This is a genomic window from Erwinia mallotivora, from assembly GCF_000590885.1.
Classification (GTDB): Bacteria; Pseudomonadota; Gammaproteobacteria; order Enterobacterales; family Enterobacteriaceae; genus Erwinia; species Erwinia mallotivora.
Genome location: NZ_JFHN01000053.1, coordinates 161,460 through 180,727, shown reverse-complemented (window position 1 = coordinate 180,727; position 19,268 = coordinate 161,460). Strand labels below are relative to the sequence as shown.

Genomic DNA, 19,268 nt, shown 5'->3' with positions numbered 1-19,268 from the left:
TTGTTAGCTCGGGACTCAGGTAAGCATGATGGCAAATGATCAATTCTGGATGCGGCACGCCCTGACGCTGGCCCGCCGGGCCTGGGATGAAGGCGAAGTGCCGGTAGGGGCCGTGCTGGTGCAGGGGGAGCGGGTTATTGGCGAAGGCTGGAATCGCCCGATTGGTCACCATGACCCTACTGCCCATGCTGAGATTATGGCGCTGCGTCAGGGTGGCAAAGTCCTCAGTAACTATCGGTTGTCAGACACCACACTCTACGTCACCCTTGAACCCTGCGTGATGTGCGCCGGTGCGATGGTTCATGCCAGAATTGGGCGGTTGGTGTATGGCGCAAATGATGAAAAAACCGGGGCCGCCGGTTCGCTGCTGGATGTGTTGGGGCACCCCGGAATGAACCATCAGGTCAATGTCGTGCAGGGGGTGCTGGCAGCAGAGTGTGCGGCGATGCTGAGCGATTTTTTCCGTCAGCGACGGGCAGAGAAACGGGCGCTGCGTGACAGCCTCCGCGCCGGGTCACTGAAGGCCGAATGAGTGCGCTGTCAGTGCAGCGCAATATCCGCAGCTACCGCCGGATAGCCTTTGCCCAGTTCGGCCTCTTTTGCCGCCTGTAGCGCGATTCTGCGTTCCTGTTCCTGTAAATATCCCACCAGACTTAACTGATAAATGCGGATATTTTCGACGTAATTATAGGCTTCCTGTCCACGGGCATAGCCGTAGGTGGTCTGACTGTAATAACGCTTCTGGCTGAGCATTGGCAGACGCAGTTTCACATCGGCCCAGCTGTCAGGGTTACCCTGCTGTTTTTCGGTGAGCTTGCAGGCATCGAGCATATGCGCGTAGCCCATGTTATAAGCCGCCAGCGCAAACCAGATCCGCTCATCCTCCGGAATACCCGGTGGCACTTTCGCCATCATCCGCACCAGATATTCACTGCCGCCGCGAATGCTTTGCTCCGGATCGGTACGATCGTTAACGCTCAGGCTCTCCGCCGTGTTGCGGGTCAGCATCATCATTCCCCGCACGCCGGTAGGGGAGGTGGCCTGTGGATTCCAGTGCGACTCCTGCCAGGAGATAGCGGCCAGCAGCCGCCAGTCAATTTCACTGGCATATTTTTGAAACAGAGGCTTGATGCCCGGCAGCGTACTGTCTATCGCACGCAGAAAGGTGCTGGTGTCAACGTAATCAAAAGTGCCGATGTGCCCAAGGTATTTTTCCTCCAGCCTGGCCAGTGTGCCTTCTTCACTCATCCGGTTGAAGAAGTCGAGCATCGCTGCTTCAAAGCTGTCATCGTGATTGTCGCGGGGCATGTACCAGGTCACAGGTTCTTCCTCAGTGATATCAAAAGCGACGCTCAGCTGAGGGTGGATACGTTGTAACAGGGCAATCGACACCGAATCGCCCACCGTGTAATCCAGTTTGCCATCGGCAACCGCTTCCAGCAGAGCATTGGGGCTTTGATCGGCGGAGATGGCCCAGTCCAGGTCAGGGTACTGGCTTTGCCGGATGTTGCGCAGGGTGGAGAGATAAGCAGAGTCAGAGGCAACCGTCAGTCGGCCTTTCAGCTCGCCGAGGTTCTGCGGCCGGGGTTTGCCCAGTCGGTAAACCAACTGCTGAGAGACGGAATAATAAGCAGGACCGGTGCGAAAATGGGACTGCCGTTCACTGTTGTAGATCAGCCCGGCAGCCAGCATGTCCGCTTTATCGTCGGCCAGATCGTTAAACAGCTCACTGAGGTTCTGGCGGACCGTTATTTGCAGTCTGACGTTCAGATAATCGGCAAAACGCTTTGCCAGCTCATAATCCATTCCGGCCGGTGCGTTGTTTACGCTGTAGTAGGTCAGCGGGGAGGCCAGCGTGCTGACACGCAGTACTCCTCGCGACTTTATCTGTTCTGTGCGGTTCTGAGCGCCCCCATACCAGGGAATCGACGGCCACAGTGCCAGCGCCAGCAGCACGGTGATTAGCCCGATAAACAGATAGTTAAGTTTGAGGCGTTTCAAATAGTTATCTCTCGATTGCTCTCAGGGTTCTGTCTGTACCGGCAGTATTTGTAGTCTGTAATGCGCCCTGAGCGTGGGGCATTTTGCGCAACTCAATTGCCCTGCGCAACTAAATTCATCCGGGATTGGGTAATTTTCAGGCAATTTCCTGTTCTGATAAATCATGCGCAAACGGTTTCGTAACGGGGTGGGATTCTTTATAATACCGCCCGTTTTCCCTGTTGCGCCCAAAGAAGCGTCGTCCGGCGCTTCGAAGACGAGAGATCTTTGATGATGGAAATACTGCGTGGTTCGCCCGCTTTGTCGGCATTTCGTATTAACAAACTGCTGGCCCGCTTTCAGGACGCTCACCTGCCGGTGAGTGACATTTACGCCGAGTACGTCCATTTTGCCGAGGTCAGCGCGCCGCTCTCTGCTGATGAAAAAGCGCGCCTCGCCCGCCTGTTGCAGTACGGTCCTTCTCTCACCGGACATGCTCCGGAAGGCCGGCTGATGCTGGTAACGCCACGTCCGGGAACCCTCTCTCCCTGGTCTTCTAAAGCCACTGATATTGCCCATAACTGTGACCTGCCGCAGGTGCTGCGCCTTGAGCGCGGGCTCGCCTTCTACATTAAGGCGCCACAGCTAAACGAGACACAGTGGACCCAGCTGGCGACGCTGCTGCATGACCGGATGATGGAAGTGGTGCTCAGTGAGATGTCGCAGGCTGAACAGCTGTTTGCCCATCATCAACCGGCCCCGCTGGAGAGTGTTGATGTCCTGGGTGAAGGACGCTCTGCGCTGGATCAGGCCAACCGCAGGCTGGGCCTGGCGCTGGCCGACGATGAAATTGATTATCTGCTGGCGGCGTTCGAAAAACTGGGGCGCAACCCGAATGATATTGAACTGTATATGTTCGCTCAGGCTAACTCCGAACACTGTCGTCACAAGATTTTCAATGCCGACTGGGTCATCGACGGCAAGGCGCAGCCGAAGTCGCTGTTTAAAATGATCAAAAATACCTTTGAGCAGACGCCTGACCACGTTCTTTCCGCTTACAAAGATAATGCTGCCGTTATGGAAGGCTCACAGGTGGGGCGTTTCTATGCTGACAGCCAGGGGCAGTATGATTTCCACCACGAAGATACGCACATTCTGATGAAGGTGGAGACCCACAACCATCCGACGGCCATCTCGCCGTGGCCGGGTGCGGCGACCGGCTCAGGCGGCGAAATCCGTGATGAAGGCGCCACCGGAAGAGGCGCTAAACCGAAGGCCGGGCTGGTGGGATTCTCCGTATCCAATCTGCGTATTCCGGGCTTTGAGCAGCCGTGGGAAGAAGATTTTGGTAAGCCGGAACGGATTGTTAACGCGCTGGATATTATGCTGGAAGGCCCGCTGGGCGGCGCAGCATTCAATAATGAATTCGGTCGTCCGGCGCTGAATGGCTACTTCCGCACTTATGAAGAGCGGGTAACCAGCCATAACGGCACTGAGCTGCGCGGTTATCACAAGCCGGTGATGCTGGCGGGCGGCATCGGCAACATCCGTGCTGACCATGTGAAGAAAGGGGAAATCAGCGTCGGAGCCAAACTGATCGTACTGGGCGGCCCGGCAATGAATATCGGTCTGGGCGGCGGCGCGGCCTCCTCAATGGCGTCAGGACAGTCGGATGCCGATCTGGATTTTGCGTCGGTGCAACGCGATAACCCGGAAATGGAGCGTCGCTGTCAGGAAGTTATCGATCGCTGCTGGCAGCTGGGCGCAGATAATCCCATCCTCTTTATCCATGACGTCGGCGCAGGCGGCCTGTCGAATGCGATGCCGGAGCTGGTCAGCGATGGCGAGCGCGGCGGTCGTTTTAACCTGCGTGACATTCTCAGCGATGAGCCAGGCATGAGTCCGCTGGAGATATGGTGTAACGAATCGCAGGAGCGCTATGTGCTGGCCGTGGCACCCTCGAAGCTGGCGCAGTTTGATGCACTGTGTAAACGCGAGCGCGCGCCCTATGCGGTGATTGGTGAAGCCACCGAAGAACTGCATCTGTCGCTGACTGACAGCCATTTCGACAACAAGCCGATCGATATGCCGCTGGACGTGCTGCTGGGCAAAACCCCCAAAATGACCCGTGACGTCACCTCGTTGCAGGCCAAAGGTGAGCCGCTGGCGCGTGAGGCGATAACCCTGGCTGACGCGGTCAGTCGTGTGTTGCACCTGCCCGCCGTGGCGGAAAAAACCTTTCTGGTCACCATCGGCGATCGCTCAGTGACCGGCATGGTTGCCCGCGATCAGATGGTGGGTCCGTGGCAGATCCCGGTGGCCAACTGTGCGGTAACCACTGCCAGCCTTGACAGCTACTATGGTGAAGCGATGGCGCTGGGGGAACGCGCGCCGGTGGCGCTGCTGGATTTTGCCGCCTCCGGGCGTCTCGCCGTCGGGGAAGCGCTCACCAATATTGCCGCGACGCAAATTGGCTCACTGAAACGTGTCAAACTCTCCGCAAACTGGATGGCTGCTGCCGGTCACCCCGGCGAGGATGCCGGCCTGTATGCGGCGGTGAAAGCGGTGGGCGAAGAGCTCTGTCCGGCGCTGGGGATCACTATCCCGGTGGGTAAAGATTCGATGTCGATGAAAACCCGCTGGCAGCAGGGCAGTGAACAACGCGAAATGACCTCGCCGTTATCGCTGGTGATCACTGCGTTTGCCAGAGTGGAAGATGTCCGGCGCACGGTGACGCCTCAGTTGCAGCCGCAACAGGACAACGCCCTGCTGCTGATCGACCTGGGGCAGGGTGTTAACGCCCTGGGGGCAACCGCGTTGTCTCAGGTTTATCGCCAGCTGGGCGACAAACCGGCAGACGTGCGCGATGCACAGCAACTGGCGGGCTTCTTTAACGCCATCCAGGCACTGGTGGCTGACGGGCGACTGCTGGCCTACCACGATCGTTCCGATGGTGGTCTGCTGGTTACTCTGGCGGAAATGGCCTTCACCGGTCACTGCGGCCTGACAGCGGATATCTCCGCGTTGGGCAGTGATGCCCTGGCCGCGCTGTTTAATGAAGAGCTGGGCGCGGTGATTCAGGTGGCTGCCAGCGAACGTGCGGCGGTGGAGCAACTGTTAGCCGATCACGGTCTGTCGGGCTGTGTTCATTACCTGGGCAGTGCTCAGCCAGGCGATCGCTTTGTGGTCACCGCTGACGGTTCGACGCTGTACAGTGAAAGCCGGACCACCCTGCGCACCTGGTGGGCAGAAACCACCTGGCAAATGCAGCGGTTACGCGATAACCCACAGTGCGCCGATCAGGAACATGACGCGAAGAAAAACGATGCCGATCCTGGCCTGAATGTCGCGCTGACCTTCCAGCCACAGGAAGATATTGCCGCACCATTCATTGCCACCGGTACTCGTCCCAAAGTTGCCATCCTGCGTGAGCAGGGCGTCAACTCCCATGTTGAAATGGCGGCCGCCTTCCACCGTGCCGGTTTTGATGCCATCGATGTTCATATGAGCGATCTGTTAGCAGGACGTTCTGGCCTGGATCAATTCCAGACGCTGGTGGCCTGCGGTGGCTTCTCCTATGGCGATGTGCTGGGGGCGGGTGAGGGCTGGGCGAAATCGATCCTGTTCAACAACCGTGTCCGTGATGAGTTCGAGACCTTTTTCCATCGTCCGCAGACGCTGGCACTGGGCGTTTGTAACGGCTGTCAGATGATGTCCAATCTGCGTGAGCTGATTCCAGGCAGTGAGGCCTGGCCGCGTTTTGTTCGCAATCAGTCTGAACGTTTCGAAGCCCGATTCAGCCTGGTGGAAGTGGCCGCCAGTCCGTCACTGCTACTGGAGGGGATGGTCGGGTCGAGAATGCCGATTGCGGTATCGCATGGCGAAGGTTTTGTCGAAGTTCGCGACGACGCGCACCTGGCGACACTGGAACAGAAAGGGCTGGTGGCTCTGCGCTTTGTTGATAACTTCGGTAAGGTGACGCAGGCGTATCCGGCAAACCCGAACGGTTCGCCAAACGGCATCACTGCCGTCAGCAATGAAAGCGGTCGCGTCACCATTATGATGCCGCATCCTGAGCGTGTCTTCCGCACGGTAAGTCACTCCTGGCATCCGGCAGAGTGGGGGGAGGACAGCCCGTGGATGCGGATTTTCCGTAACGCCCGCAGGCAGCTGGGCTGATGCTCTCACGGGTCTCGCACGGCGATAATGTCAGCGCAGACCGGGTGGTGAGATTAATGTCAGCCTGATAGCACGTCAGTGCAAAAGGCAACCCTTTGGGGTTGTCTTTTTAGTGCTGGTTAAAAACTTTTCTTATCAGAGGATTAGTGTGGATGTTGCAATTTCACGACATTTTCCTGGTCAGTATGTCGTTAAAAGGTGACATTTAATTTATTGATTTAAAAGAATATGCCTCTCATGCCCATTTACTGTTTCCTTCTGACGACGTTTACAGACAGCATTAAAGCGATGCGGGCGTATACGAGGGATGGCAGGATTATTTTTATGAGTAAAAACAGTGGGATAAAATATTTTTTGAATTATGGCATATTTTTTGCTTAAATGTTCGCAGTGGCTCATTCACCTGGTTAAGACAGCCCTGCGAAAGCGGTCAAGTGCTTCTTAACAACCCGAATGACGCACAAAACGGTGCCTGCCGTCCAAAAAAACCGATAACAGACCTTCAGTGGCTTTATCAAGCATCGGACGCAACGTTGAGCCAGGCACCACCTCATTTACTGTAATGATTTATCCCGTTACAGCAGAATGGCAGATTCCGCGAATCTGCCATTTTTCGTTTTAACGCCAGCACTTTCTTCCCCGGATGTACTCCGTTAGCATGACGAAAGAGTGTTGAGGAGAGTGTTGATTGAAAACATGGCGTATCTTCCCCCGTTCCCTGCGTCAGCTGGTGCTGATGGCGTTTCTGCTGGTGTTATTGCCGCTGCTGGTCCTGGCCTGGCAGGCGTGGGAAAGCCTGTCGGCGTTGAGCGATCGCGCGGCCGATACCAACCGGACGACCCTGACTGACGTTCGTCGCAGCGAGGTGATGGCCCGTACCGCACTGGAACTGGAACGCAGCTACCGGCAGTATTGCGTGCTGGATGACCCCATGCTGGCCAGCCTTTATCAGACTCAGCGCAACAAATATTCCCAGTTGCTGGATGCCCAGGCTTCAGTGCTGCCGGACGCCCATATTTATGATTCATTGCGTCAGTCGCTGATGCAGTTAAATAAAATGACCTGTGACAACAACAATCCGGTTAAGGCGGCTTCTGACACGCTGGAAGCATTTTCTGCCGCGAATGCTCAGCTGGTACAGTCCACGCGCGAGGTGGTTTTTTCCAGAGGGCTTCAGTTACAGCGTGAAATCGCTGAACGTGGTCAGTATTTTGGCTGGCAGGCCCTGATACTCTTTCTGCTCAGCCTTGGGCTGGTTTTGTTGTTCACCCGGATGATTATCGGGCCGGTGAAAGCCGTGGAGCGAATGATTAACCGTCTGGGAGAAGGGCGGTCGCTTAATCACAGCCTGGCTTTTAAAGGCCCGCGTGAACTGCGATCGCTGGGGCAGCGGATCCTGTGGCTGAGTGAGCGCCTTGCCTGGCTGGAATCTCAGCGCCATGAATTTTTGCGTCATCTCTCCCACGAGCTGAAAACCCCGCTGGCAAGTATGCGAGAAGGTACGGCCCTGCTGGCAGATGAGGTGGTTGGTCCCTTAACCGCCGACCAGCATGAGGTGGTCAGCATTCTGGATGAGAGCAGCCGACATCTGCAACGGCTGATCGAACAACTGCTGGATTACAACCGCAAACTGTCAGAAGCCCAGATCGCGATGGAGCCGGTGCAACTGGCGGCGTTGGTGGACAATATCGTTACCACACACAGCCTGACTGCCAGGGCAAAAAAAATGCGCACTGAGATTGCGCTCTTGGCGCATGTCTGTCTGGCAGAGGCTGATTTGCTGACCAGAGCCATCGATAATCTCTATTCGAATGCGATACACTACGGCGCTGAATCGGGTACCATCTGGATCCGTAGTTACCAGACGGGCCGCAAGGTGATTATCGAGGTGGCTAATACCGGTCCTTCAGTCCCTCTGGCCGAACAGGCAATGATCTTCGAACCTTTCTTCCAGGGAAGTCAGCAGCGCAAAGGCGCAGTGAAAGGCAGCGGGCTTGGGCTTAGCATTGCCAAAGATTGTTTGCATCGTTTGCAGGGCGATCTTCAACTGGTCAGCAGCGATGAGGCGGATGTTTGCTTCAGAATTGAACTCAATACCATCGCCGGGAATGAATAATAATGACAACGCATGTCTTTTCTGCCGCCGTGAAGTGTTTTCCTCGCATTGCAACAGCTATCACGGCGGCGTTTCTGACGACATTACTTACCGCCTGTCACAGCAATAGTACCGTTCCCCCGACAGCGGCTAAACATCGCACCCTGATCGAACCGGAAAGCAAAGTTCTCGATTACCAGCAGGTGCCATGCGATCGCATCTGGCCTGCTGATGATGAGGCTGTTACCGGGAATGCGCTTTACTGGCTGCGGGCTATGGATTGTGCCGCCAGGCTCTCAGCAGCCGACGCTCGAAGTGAGGCGCGTAACTGGCCGGATGATAACTGGCAGAGCGCTTTTAAACAGGGTGTGCTGTTGGCCAACGGCAACGTCACGCCGCTGGAACGCCGGGAATATCTGCAACGGCTGGATACTTTCAGCCAGCGTTATCCGGCCGCTGTCCGGCCGCTGATGCAGCTCTGGTGGGACGACCAGATGGGGCAGTTACAGCTGTCAGAAGAGCGTATGCGCTATCATCATCTGCAACAGGGAAGCGATGCACAGCTTGATGCCCTGCGTCAGCAGCAGCTTACCTTGAACAAAGAACTGAACCTCACCCGCCGTAAACTGGAGAGGCTGACCGATATTGAACGTCAGCTGTCGTCGCGTCGCTCTGCTGACAGTACGGATAACGGTCATCCGGAAAAAAGCGGCTCGACAGAAAACCTTTCACCGCATAACAGCACAGAGGATACCAGCCAGCCATGAGAAAGAGATCGGCAACGTTGCTGCTGGTGGATGACGATCCCAGCCTGCTCAAGCTTCTGGGAATGCGACTGGGCAGTGAAGGTTTTCGCGTGCTTACGGCGGAAAGTGGACCGGAAGCGTTGCGCATCCTGCCGCGTGAGAAGACCGATCTGGTGATCAGCGACCTGCGGATGGACGAAATGGATGGTCTGGCGCTGTTCAGTGAAATTCAGAAGATCCAGCCCGGCATGCCAGTGATCATTCTCACAGCCCACGGCTCTATTCCTGATGCGGTATCGGCCACCCAGCAGGGCGTGTACAGTTTTCTCACCAAACCGGTGGATCGCGATGCCTTGTACAGCGCTATCGACCAGGCGCTGGCTCACCGCGCGCCAGCCAGTGATGATGCCTGGCGGGAAAGCATTGTGACCCGCAGCCCGCTGATGCTGCGTATGCTGGAGCAGGCGAGAATGGTTGCTCAGTCAGATGTCAGCGTGCTGATTAACGGGCAGAGCGGCACGGGCAAAGAGATTCTGGCTCAGGCTATTCATGCCGCCAGCCCGCGAGCAGGCAACGCGTTTATTGCCATTAACTGTGGTGCTTTGCCAGAACAGCTGCTGGAGTCAGAGCTGTTTGGTCATGCGAAAGGGGCATTTACCGGGGCGGTCAGCAACCGTGAAGGCCTGTTTCAGGCCGCCGAGGGCGGTACGTTATTTCTTGATGAAATTGGTGACATGCCGCCAACGCTCCAGGTCAAACTGTTGCGCGTGCTACAGGAACGAAAAGTGCGCCCGCTGGGCAGTAATCACGATGTTGACATCAATGTGCGTATTCTTTCCGCCACCCATCGCGATCTGCCCAAGGCCATGGAAAAGAAAGAGTTTCGGGAAGATTTGTTTTACCGGCTGAATGTGGTCAATCTGAAAATCCCGGCGCTACACGAGCGTGCGGAAGATATTCCGCTGTTGGCAAACCATCTGCTCAGGCAGGCGGCGGAGCGGCATAAACCCTTCGTTCGCAGCTTTTCCACCGATGCCATGAAACGGCTGGTGGCTGCCAGCTGGCCGGGTAATGTACGTCAGCTGGTCAATGTTATTGAGCAGTGTGTGGCACTGACCTCTGCGCCGGTGATCGGTGAAGCGCTGGTTGAGCAGGCGCTGGCGGGTGAAAACACCGCTCTGCCCACCTTTGCTGAAGCAAGAAACCAGTTTGAACTGAATTACCTGCGTAAACTGTTACAGATGACTAAAGGGAATGTCACGCACGCTGCACGACTTGCCGGACGCAATCGCACGGAGTTTTATAAGTTACTGTCGCGCCATGAACTGGATGCGTCTGATTTTAAAGTGTAGTTTTTTCCTGCCGCTAAGTTCACAGGATATGGTAGCTTAGGCGTCCTGAAAATGGAGACAGACCCCCGCTGCGGGCGCTGTCCGCTGCACTTATACTGTGATAATTACCTTCCGGCCGAGGGGGGTGTAAAAAGGGTCAGCCATGAAAAAGATTGATGCAATTATTAAACCGTTCAAACTCGATGACGTACGCGAAGCGCTGGCGGAAGTGGGTATCACCGGTATGACCGTCACTGAGGTGAAGGGGTTTGGCCGTCAGAAAGGGCATACTGAGCTGTATCGCGGTGCTGAATATATGGTCGATTTTTTGCCAAAGGTAAAGATTGAGATCGTCATTGCAGACGATCTGGTTGATACCTGTGTGGACACCATCATTCGTACGGCGCAGACCGGGAAAATCGGTGACGGTAAGATTTTCGTCTTCGACGTATCGCGCGTGGTGCGTATTCGTACCGGCGAAGAAGACGAAGAAGCGATCTGATTCTGGCCAGAGGCCGGATTTAAAAAAGGGCAGGTGTCTGAGGATATCTGCCCTTTTTGCTTTAACAGGCAGTGACAATACCCCTTGAACATTAAGGGTGTTGTCACTGCGCTTTTCATGACGATGATGAAAATTTCGCATCAAGTGGATGATCAAATGTCCTGAACGCCAGGCGGCTGAAAAATAGCATCAAAGGCTTGCCACGGCTGGAGCCAAACGATTGCGTAAAAAGCATGCTTTGCGGCTGGCAGTCGGCAGGCAAAACGGTTTACACTGTTTGCCTTCGCCCCTATGGGCCATTCAAAGCCGAACAGTAGTTAGCAGAGTCAGGAGAAGCGGATGTTAAAGCGTGATATGAATATTGCCGATTATGATGCCGAATTATGGCAGGCAATGGAGCAGGAGAAAGTGCGTCAGGAAGAGCATATTGAACTGATTGCTTCGGAAAATTACACCAGTCCGCGAGTGATGCAGGCACAGGGATCTCAGCTGACCAACAAATACGCCGAAGGCTATCCGGGCAAACGCTACTACGGTGGCTGTGAATATGTTGATATTGTCGAACAGCTGGCGATTGACCGTGCCAAAGCGCTGTTTGGCGCTGACTATGCTAACGTCCAGCCGCACTCCGGTTCACAGGCTAATTTCGCGGTTTACACTGCCCTGTTGCAACCCGGCGATACCATCCTTGGGATGAACCTCGCACACGGCGGCCATCTGACTCATGGTTCTCCGGTCAACCTCTCCGGCAAACTGTATAATGTGGTGCCTTATGGCATTGATGACAGCGGTAAAATCGATTATGACGATCTGGCTGCACAGGCGCAGAAGCACAAACCGAAAATGATTATTGGCGGGTTCTCTGCCTATTCTGGCGTTTGTGACTGGGCAAAAATGCGTGAAATTGCCGACAGCATCGGTGCTTACCTGTTTGTCGATATGGCGCACGTTGCCGGCCTGATTGCCGCAGACGTTTATCCAAACCCGGTTCCACACGCTCACATTGTCACCACTACCACGCACAAAACGCTGGCGGGTCCACGTGGCGGTCTGATTCTGGCGAAAGGTGGCGACGAAGATTTTTATAAGAAACTGAACTCAGCGGTTTTCCCTGGTGGTCAGGGCGGCCCGCTGATGCATGTGATTGCCGGTAAAGCGGTAGCGCTGAAAGAAGCGATGGAGCCGGAGTTCAAAGTGTATCAGCAGCAGGTTGCGAAAAACGCCAAAGCGATGGTAGAGGTGTTTCTGGCGCGTGGTTACAATGTCGTTTCCGGCGGCACGCATAACCACCTTTTCCTGCTTGATTTGGTTGATAAAAACCTGACCGGTAAAGAGGCTGATGCGGCTCTGGGCCGTGCCAATATCACGGTTAACAAAAACAGCGTGCCGAACGATCCAAAAAGCCCGTTTGTCACATCTGGCATTCGCATTGGTTCTCCGGCAGTCACCCGTCGTGGCTTTAAAGAGGCCGAAGTGCGTGAGCTGGCTGGCTGGATCAGCGATATCCTCGATAATATCAACGATCAGGGTGTTCAGGAGCGCGTCAAAAAGCAGGTGCTTGAAATCTGCGAACGCTTCCCGGTTTACGCGTAAACCGCACCGAGCCGAAATATCAGCGGGACATTTTGTCCCGCTGTTTGATCATGGCGCTGAACAGATTACACATTACGACTCCAGCAAGTTTTTAATCCGCTGCTGCTGCTGATTCTGTAACGGAAGCTCAGCATGGATCAGCGGCGGGGAATAGAGTGGCAATGGCGTGGCGTAGGGTGATATGACCAGCGCAGTGCCTTTGGGCGCACTGTCTCGTTGATAAGTTTCCACATCGAGATATTTAATATTCAGCGGTAGTAAGGTCAGCTCACGCAGTTGGCGTTCAACTTCCAGCTCCAGCTGGCGATCCTTTCCGGTCAGCAACAGCACCTGTTTTTCCTGTAATGCATTTTCCTGCATCAACCACGCACCAAAAATCACCGCAATCAGTACCAGCTCTTCCTGTGAAAAGCGCAGCTTATAAAGCAGTTCAACCTCTGACACCGCTTCACGCGTGGTTCGTAGCAATCGTGGATAGAGGCGCACCACCTCTTCTGTCAGACTGTTGTCAATGCCAATAGCAAACAGATTACGCTCCAGCGCCTGGGCAAGATGGGTATAAAGCTGGGCGCAAAGTCCCTGTTCGTCACTGAAATGCAGCGTTGAAAGCTGCTGAAAGCGTTCAATCATCCTGCGAACCGCAGAGAGCAGTTGATGCTCGTGCGGATGATGGACCTTATCTGCAACGGGTGCATACAACTGACTGAACACCAAAGCGAATAAACTGGCCTCGCTGGCGTCCGGGGTGGTTTTGCAGCGTTTCTGCCAGTGCTGCACTATTTCCAGAGCAAGCTGATACTCAGGACGAACTGACAGCCACGCCAGTTGAGCGTCACTGAATTCCGTAGCAATGCAGCGCGCCAGTGAATGCTGGATAAAAAGCGGAAGAAACTGGCGATCGCGATCGCTGAAATCCCGTGACAGTCCCCTGGCGCAATGCCCGACCAGCGCCTGGAGATTACGATCGTCATACAGCGCTTTTGCGAAACCCTGTCGTTTCAACTGCCGTTTAACGCCAGGCGCGAAATAGTGCTGAATAAAATCCGGTGACTGGCGAATTGCACGGCGTAGCCAGTGCAGCAGGCACAATCGTTGATCCAGCTCCTTACCGTCGATCCGATAGTCTCCCCGCGTATCCTGGTCGAGGACAAGACGGTGATAGCGCTGGATTTCTGCTGCCACCTCCGCTATATCTTGCCGGGTGACGGATTGCTCCACCTGATTCAACTGGCACAGTGACGCCAGGGTGACCGTGGTATCCGGAAGATAAAGTAATAACAGCAGATGGCAGTGACGTTGAGAACGGGAGAAAGCAGAGGGATTTTGGGGGGATAAACTCATCGTCTGCAATCCAGGTGAAAGAAAGACAACGCTAAGGATAGTCCGACAGTAGCGGGATGATTTCGGGTCGGTCAGATTTATTCACGTCTTTCAGGACAGGTCACAGAATTTTTTTCCAGATAACAGGAAGGAATAAGATTTGTTATGTTATAACGTATTTTTCAGACGGGCGATCGCGGCAGTTATGCTGCTGACAACGCCGCTGGCATGGAGCCATCCCCACAGCTTTATTGCGATGCAGTTGACGCCGGTACACAAAGGTAACCAACTGACCGGACTGAAAATGCACTGGGTCATGGATGAGATAACCTCTGCCGACCTGCTCTACGATGCAGGTAAAGCGCAACCGGGTTCGCCCGTATGGAAAAAACTGGCGGCTGAAGTAATGGCTAATGTGCTTGGTCAGCACTATTTCAGCGAGTTCTGGCATGAAGGTAAGGCAGTGAAGTTTTACAACCTGCCTCCGGAATATCAGCTTTTCAGAGAGGGACATAAAGCCGTGTTGGAGTTTATTTTACCGTTGGGCCAACCGCAGCCACTGGCCGGTCAGCGCTACACGTTTTCCACTTTTGATCCGACTTACTTTGTTGATATGTATTACGATTCTGAAAAATTTTTGCACCTTCCCGCCGACCTGGCGCAGCAGTGTAAGTTGACTCTGCACACCCCAAAAGCCGATGCTTCAATGAAAGCTTACGCGCTGTCGCTGGACAAGGCCGATGCGCCGCCGGCAGAGATGGATCTTGGCAGGCAGTTTGCCCAGACGGTGACTCTGACATGTCAGTAACTATTCTGCCGTCAAAATCTGTTGGCTGGCGACATCTCTGGCCGCTGATACTGCTGCTGGTGCTTCTGCTGATGACCGGCGTGGCCGCCTGGCTGCACTGGCCACAAATCCTGTTGCAAAGCATTCTCTGGCAGAAATCGCTGCATCAGCAAATGACCATCCTGCTGCAACAGGTCGCCACACATCCCCATCAGGCCGGGCTGACGCTGATGGGCTTCAGCCTGGTATACGGCGTGTTACATGCGCTGGGGCCGGGTCATGGCAAAGTCGTTATCGCCACCTTTCTGGCAACGCATCCGACGAAGGTAAAAACCAGTCTGCAACTGACCCTGGCTGCTGCCGTGGTGCAGGGTGGGGTGGCGATTGCACTGGTTACGGTAATGCTGGTGATATTGCAACTGTCATCCCGTCAGCTTCATCTCAGTAGCTTCTGGCTGGAGAAGGCCAGCTATCTGCTGGTTACTGGCCTGGGAGCCTGGCTGTGCTGGCGAGCACTGGGAAAAATTATTCGGGTGCTGCGGACAACGCAAACTCTCACTATCCGGCGGATTGTGCCACATGACCATCAGCACAGCGCGACCTGTGGATGCGGCCACCAGCATGTGCCTGACAGCGGGATGCTCGACAAGGCGGTCAGTGGCAGAACCAAAATAATCGTGGTGCTGTCAATGGGGCTCAGGCCCTGCTCCGGCGCGATTATGATGCTGTTATTTTCAAAAGTGATCGGTGTCTATCTGTGGGGTGTGCTTTCAGCGCTGGCAATGGCGGTGGGCACAGCGATGACGGTATCCGCAATGGCCCTGCTGGTGCAGGTGTCCCGTGCGCTGGCAGTGAAACTGAGTCGGAATATGCCACAGGCCCGCTGGCGGAAAGTGGGCTGGTCGTGTCTCTCCCTGGCGGGAGGGATGGTGCTGATGGGGGTGGGCGTGTTGTTGTGGCTGACGGCCCAACCGGCGATATCCGGCGGTATCCGGCCAGTATTATTGAATTAATGCAGCCGGGCCTGTGGCAATGCCAACGGCCCGACGGCAAGCGGAGGAGGGATCAGCGTTTTAACGCTTCGCTCAGCTCATCACGCATGGTGGCCAGCATCGATTTCACCACGCGAGGATTACCCGCAATGATGTTGCCCGAAGTCAGATAGCCATGTCCGCCAACGAAGTCGGTGACCAGACCACCGGCTTCACGCACCAGCAGTTCTCCGGCGGCAAAATCCCAGGGTTTAAGACCGATTTCAAAATAGCCATCCACCCGGCCTGCGGCAACATAGGCCAGATCAAGCGCGGCGGAACCATTACGACGAAAATCAGCGCACTGGGTAAAGAGTTTGCCCAGGATGTTGATGTAAGGTGTGGCATGTTGCTTCATTTTGAACGGAAAGCCGGTCGCCAGGATAGTGCCATCCAGATCGCGGGCACTGCTGCCGCGCAGTCGGTAGCCATTGAGCTGAGCGCCCTGACCACGTACCGCGCTGAACAGCTCATTGCGCATGGGATCGTAAACCACGGCGACTTCGTTACGGCCTGTGATGCGTACCGCAATAGAAACAGAAAAGTGGGGCAGACGTTTGATGAAGTTGGTGGTGCCATCCAGTGGATCGATAACCCATTGCACATCCTGGTCTTCCCCGGCCAGTTCACCACTCTCTTCAGTAATAATGGTGTGTTTCGGGTAAGACTTGCGGATCACCTCAATAATCAGGCGCTCGGCGTCGCGATCAACATTGGTAACGAAGTCATTGCTGCCTTTCTGGCTGGCTTCGACGGCGTCCGGGGTTTCGTAACTCCGGGCAATTAAATTTCCGGCCTTGCGCGCAGCGCGCACGGCGATGTTGAGCATCGGATGCATTGGTCTCTCTCACTGGATGTTAAAGAACGGGAAAACGGCGCGGATTATAACAGCAGGAACGGCAAATGTCCTTAAAATATGTTAGCATCGTCAAATTATCTCTCAGATCTGAATAACTATGCTGCATAACATCCGAATCGTGCTGGTGGAAACGTCTCACACCGGCAACATGGGTTCCGTCGCCCGCGCTATGAAAACAATGGGTTTAAGCAACCTTTATCTGGTTAATCCTCTGGTTAAGCCCGACTCCCAGGCAATTGCGCTGGCTGCTGGTGCCAGCGATGTGATTGGCGAGGCGCATATTGTTGACACACTGGATGAAGCGCTGGCGGGATGCAGCCTGGTGGTTGGCACCAGCGCACGTTCCCGTTCTCTCCCCTGGCCAATGCTTGACCCACGTGAATGCGGGGTGAAAAGCGTGCAGGAGGGCCAGCAGGCACCTGTGGCACTGGTGTTTGGCCGCGAGCGTGTTGGCCTGACCAATGAAGAGCTGCAAAAGTGCCACTATCACCTGGCGATAGCGGCAAATCCTGAATACAGTTCACTGAACCTGGCAATGGCGGTGCAGATTATTGCTTATGAAGTCCGTATGGCCTTTCTGCAATGGCAGGAAGCAGCCCAGCCCGAGTATGACGCCTCTCCCTATCCGCTGGTTGAAGATCTCGAACGTTTTTACCAGCATATGGAACAGATGATGACGGGCAGTGGTTTTATCCGCGAAGGCAGTCCGGGACAGGTAATGAGCAAAATGCGTCGCCTGTTCACCCGTGCCCGTCCGGAACGGGATGAGCTGAATATCCTGCGGGGTATGCTCTCGTCGCTGGAAAAACCCAAAGGGCAGAAGTGAGTGCAGCGCACCACAATAGTTGAGTAAATTACCAGGTTAAATAGTTGAGTGTTTTACCAGGTTAAATAGTTGACCAAATCACTCAGGAATGTCAGACTTGCGTCTATCTTTTTGTTAACACCCAACAGCTGGGTAAAACTGAGGTTGTTTACGCCATGAGACTGACATCCAAAGGCCGCTATGCCGTTACTGCTATGCTCGACGTTGCGCTTCACTCCCATGAAGGGCCGGTGCCGTTAGCTGATATTTCCGAGCGGCAGGGCATCTCCCTGTCTTACCTGGAACAGCTGTTCTCACGCCTGCGTAAAAACGGCCTGGTGGCCAGCGTGCGTGGTCCCGGCGGTGGTTATCTGTTGGGTAAAGAATCCAGTCAGATTGCGGTTGGCGCGGTGATCACTGCCGTGGATGAGTCTGTCGATGCCACCAAATGTCAGGGTAAAGAAGGCTGCCAGGGTGGAGAGCGTTGCCTGACTCACGTTCTGTGGCGCGACCTCAGCGAGCGCATCAGCGACTTCCTGAATAACATCACGCTGGCTGAGCTGGTTAACAACCAGGAGATCCTGGACGTAGCCGACCGCCAGAACAATAGCGAAAAAACCCGCGTGCCAACCGGCCGCATGCATGAAACCATTAACGTCAATCTGCGTGCCTGAATAAATCAGGGCTGAACCCCGTCGTCCATACGCATCGGTGTTTATGGACGGCGGCAACTGGTCCGCCGCAGACAGCATTGAATGACGTTAATGCACGGAGTTCAATGGCAATGAAAGTACCGGTTTATCTTGATTACGCAGCGACCACCCCGGTCGATCCCCGCGTTGCTGAAAAAATGATGCAGTACCTCACCTTCGACGGAACCTTCGGTAATCCCGCTTCACGATCACACCGTTTTGGCTGGCAGGCTGAAGAAGCGGTCGATGTCGCACGTAACCAGGTAGCCGATTTGATCGGTGCCGATCCGCGTGAAATCGTCTTCACTTCTGGTGCAACGGAATCAGATAACCTGGCGATTAAAGGTGCTGCGCAGCAACATCAGCAGAAAGGCCGTCATATTATTACCAGCCAGACCGAGCATAAAGCGGTGCTGGACACCTGTGCTCAGCTGGAACGTGAGGGGTTTACCGTCACCTTTCTTGCCCCACGGCCAGAAGGTTTAATCGACCTGCAACAATTACAGGCGGCCATGCGCGACGACACCGTGCTGGTATCAATCATGCACGTCAATAACGAGACGGGTATTGTGCAGGATATTGCCGCAATCGGTGAGCTCTGCCGCAGCCGGGACATTCTCTTTCATGTTGATGCCACCCAGAGCGTCGGCAAATTGCCTCTCGACGTCAGCCAGCTTCCGGTTGATTTGCTCTCTTTTTCTGCGCATAAGCTATACGGCCCGAAAGGCATTGGTGGTCTGTATGTCCGTCGGAAACCCCGTATCCATATTGCTGCACAAATTCACGGTGGGGGGCATGAGCGCGGAATGCGTTCCGGCACGCTGCCCGTCCATCAGATTGTCGGGATGGGGGAAGCGTATCGCATTGCCAAAGAAGAAATGGCTGCGGAAATTCCGCGTCTCACTGCCTTACGCAACAAACTGTGGCAGGGCATCAGCCAGATTGATGGCGTAACACTGAACGGCGATTTGTCGCGAGGCGTGGCGGGCATTCTGAATGTCAGCTTTGGCTCTGTGGACGGCGAAACGTTACTGATGGCACTCAAGGATCTGGCGGTGTCGTCGGGGTCTGCCTGTACCTCAGCGAGTATGGAGCCATCCTATGTGTTGCGTGCCATGGGCCTCTCCAGTGAGCTGGCACACAGTTCACTCCGTTTTTCTGCGGGCCGTTTCACCAACGAAGAGGACATTGACTTTGCTGTCCACGCGGTGAAAAGCGCCATCAGCCGCCTGCGTGGTGACCTGTCAGGCGTCTGAATCACCCGGCCATCAGCACGGCAGGAAAGGTTCTCTTAACCGCAGGCGGGTCAATTTTCTCAGTCTGCGCAGACAATAACGAAAAAAGGTTT

At 55.0% G+C, this 19,268-nt stretch carries 15 protein-coding genes; 12 read left to right on the top strand and 3 right to left on the bottom strand.

Annotated elements, in window-relative coordinates; all coding sequences use genetic code 11:
- Positions 1-25 precede the first annotated feature (25 nt).
- Positions 26-532, top strand: coding sequence for a tRNA adenosine(34) deaminase TadA (tadA, locus tag BG55_RS13325; protein ID WP_034938383.1), 507 nt, complete (start codon positions 26-28; stop codon positions 530-532).
- Between the two features lie 8 nt (positions 533-540).
- On the opposite strand, the gene mltF is transcribed toward tadA, so the two are convergent.
- Complete coding sequence (gene mltF / locus BG55_RS13320) at positions 541-2,001, bottom strand: membrane-bound lytic murein transglycosylase MltF (protein ID WP_034938381.1); 1,461 nt, start codon at positions 1,999-2,001, stop codon at positions 541-543.
- 270 nt (positions 2,002-2,271) lie between these two features.
- On the opposite strand from mltF, the gene purL reads away from it, so the two are divergent.
- The 6 genes from purL to glyA all read left to right on the top strand — a co-directional run bounded on the left by purL (position 2,272) and on the right by glyA (position 12,426).
- On the top strand, positions 2,272-6,159 hold the full coding sequence (gene purL, locus BG55_RS13315) for a phosphoribosylformylglycinamidine synthase (protein ID WP_034938380.1): 3,888 nt from the start codon (positions 2,272-2,274) through the stop codon (positions 6,157-6,159).
- A 688-nt stretch (positions 6,160-6,847) separates the two neighbouring features.
- Positions 6,848-8,275 carry a sensor histidine kinase gene (locus BG55_RS13310; RefSeq protein ID WP_034938378.1) on the top strand — a complete coding sequence of 476 codons (1,428 nt, stop codon included), beginning with the start codon at positions 6,848-6,850 and terminating at the stop codon, positions 8,273-8,275.
- 2 nt (positions 8,276-8,277) lie between these two features.
- The gene (gene qseG, locus BG55_RS13305; RefSeq protein ID WP_034938377.1) at positions 8,278-9,021 is read left to right on the top strand and encodes a two-component system QseEF-associated lipoprotein QseG; all 744 of its coding nucleotides are present in this window, start codon (positions 8,278-8,280) and stop codon (positions 9,019-9,021) included.
- Positions 9,018-10,352, top strand: a complete 1,335-nt coding sequence (gene glrR, locus BG55_RS13300; RefSeq protein ID WP_034938375.1) for a two-component system response regulator GlrR — start codon at positions 9,018-9,020, stop codon at positions 10,350-10,352. Before qseG ends, glrR begins: the two co-directional genes overlap by 4 nt.
- Before the next feature lie 142 nt (positions 10,353-10,494).
- A complete protein-coding gene (gene glnB / locus BG55_RS13295; RefSeq protein WP_034938373.1) occupies positions 10,495-10,833 on the top strand; it encodes a nitrogen regulatory protein P-II in 339 nt (112 codons plus the stop codon).
- A 339-nt stretch (positions 10,834-11,172) separates the two neighbouring features.
- A complete protein-coding gene (glyA, locus tag BG55_RS13290) occupies positions 11,173-12,426 on the top strand; it encodes a serine hydroxymethyltransferase (protein ID WP_034938372.1) in 1,254 nt (417 codons plus the stop codon).
- A 72-nt stretch (positions 12,427-12,498) separates the two neighbouring features.
- On the opposite strand, the gene csiE is transcribed toward glyA, so the two are convergent.
- Positions 12,499-13,767: a stationary phase inducible protein CsiE gene (csiE, locus tag BG55_RS13285; protein ID WP_034938370.1), complete on the bottom strand. Its 1,269-nt coding sequence runs from the start codon at positions 13,765-13,767 to the stop codon at positions 12,499-12,501.
- A 184-nt stretch (positions 13,768-13,951) separates the two neighbouring features.
- On the opposite strand from csiE, the gene BG55_RS13280 reads away from it, so the two are divergent.
- Together BG55_RS13280 and BG55_RS13275 are read left to right on the top strand one after the other, a co-directional pair.
- On the top strand, positions 13,952-14,554 hold the full coding sequence (locus BG55_RS13280) for a DUF1007 family protein (protein WP_034938719.1): 603 nt from the start codon (positions 13,952-13,954) through the stop codon (positions 14,552-14,554).
- Complete coding sequence (locus BG55_RS13275) at positions 14,545-15,546, top strand: nickel/cobalt transporter (RefSeq protein WP_034938369.1); 1,002 nt, start codon at positions 14,545-14,547, stop codon at positions 15,544-15,546. The genes BG55_RS13280 and BG55_RS13275 overlap by 10 nt, the downstream gene beginning before the upstream one ends.
- Positions 15,547-15,598: 52 nt before the next feature.
- Here the strand turns inward: BG55_RS13275 and suhB are convergent, their stop codons facing one another.
- Positions 15,599-16,402 (bottom strand): inositol-1-monophosphatase, encoded by an 804-nt coding sequence (gene suhB, locus BG55_RS13270; protein ID WP_034938368.1) that lies wholly within the window; start codon positions 16,400-16,402, stop codon positions 15,599-15,601.
- A 118-nt stretch (positions 16,403-16,520) separates the two neighbouring features.
- Between suhB and trmJ the strand changes: the two genes are divergently transcribed.
- From trmJ to BG55_RS13255, 3 genes are all read left to right on the top strand, one after another.
- Complete coding sequence (gene trmJ / locus BG55_RS13265) at positions 16,521-17,249, top strand: tRNA (cytosine(32)/uridine(32)-2'-O)-methyltransferase TrmJ (RefSeq protein ID WP_034938366.1); 729 nt, start codon at positions 16,521-16,523, stop codon at positions 17,247-17,249.
- 155 nt (positions 17,250-17,404) lie between these two features.
- A complete protein-coding gene (iscR, locus tag BG55_RS13260) occupies positions 17,405-17,902 on the top strand; it encodes a Fe-S cluster assembly transcriptional regulator IscR (protein WP_034938365.1) in 498 nt (165 codons plus the stop codon).
- A gap of 110 nt (positions 17,903-18,012) precedes the next feature.
- Complete coding sequence (locus BG55_RS13255; protein ID WP_034938715.1) at positions 18,013-19,176, top strand: IscS subfamily cysteine desulfurase; 1,164 nt, start codon at positions 18,013-18,015, stop codon at positions 19,174-19,176.
- The last annotated feature ends 92 nt before the right edge of the window (positions 19,177-19,268 follow it).

What these genes read in the sequence shown, in the direction of transcription:
- suhB (WP_034938368.1), bottom strand. Translation starts at nt 16,402, where the DNA reads ATGCATCCGATGCTCAACATCGCCGTGCGCGCTGCGCGCAAGGCCGGA.
- BG55_RS13280 (WP_034938719.1), top strand. Translation starts at nt 13,952, where the DNA reads ATGCTGCTGACAACGCCGCTGGCATGGAGCCATCCCCACAGCTTTATT.
- BG55_RS13255 (WP_034938715.1), top strand. Translation starts at nt 18,013, where the DNA reads ATGAAAGTACCGGTTTATCTTGATTACGCAGCGACCACCCCGGTCGAT.
- csiE (WP_034938370.1), bottom strand. Translation starts at nt 13,767, where the DNA reads ATGAGTTTATCCCCCCAAAATCCCTCTGCTTTCTCCCGTTCTCAACGT.
- iscR (WP_034938365.1), top strand. Translation starts at nt 17,405, where the DNA reads ATGAGACTGACATCCAAAGGCCGCTATGCCGTTACTGCTATGCTCGAC.
- purL (WP_034938380.1), top strand. Translation starts at nt 2,272, where the DNA reads ATGATGGAAATACTGCGTGGTTCGCCCGCTTTGTCGGCATTTCGTATT.
- glyA (WP_034938372.1), top strand. Translation starts at nt 11,173, where the DNA reads ATGTTAAAGCGTGATATGAATATTGCCGATTATGATGCCGAATTATGG.
- glnB (WP_034938373.1), top strand. Translation starts at nt 10,495, where the DNA reads ATGAAAAAGATTGATGCAATTATTAAACCGTTCAAACTCGATGACGTA.
- tadA (WP_034938383.1), top strand. Translation starts at nt 26, where the DNA reads ATGATGGCAAATGATCAATTCTGGATGCGGCACGCCCTGACGCTGGCC.
- qseG (WP_034938377.1), top strand. Translation starts at nt 8,278, where the DNA reads ATGACAACGCATGTCTTTTCTGCCGCCGTGAAGTGTTTTCCTCGCATT.
- trmJ (WP_034938366.1), top strand. Translation starts at nt 16,521, where the DNA reads ATGCTGCATAACATCCGAATCGTGCTGGTGGAAACGTCTCACACCGGC.
- BG55_RS13275 (WP_034938369.1), top strand. Translation starts at nt 14,545, where the DNA reads ATGTCAGTAACTATTCTGCCGTCAAAATCTGTTGGCTGGCGACATCTC.
- glrR (WP_034938375.1), top strand. Translation starts at nt 9,018, where the DNA reads ATGAGAAAGAGATCGGCAACGTTGCTGCTGGTGGATGACGATCCCAGC.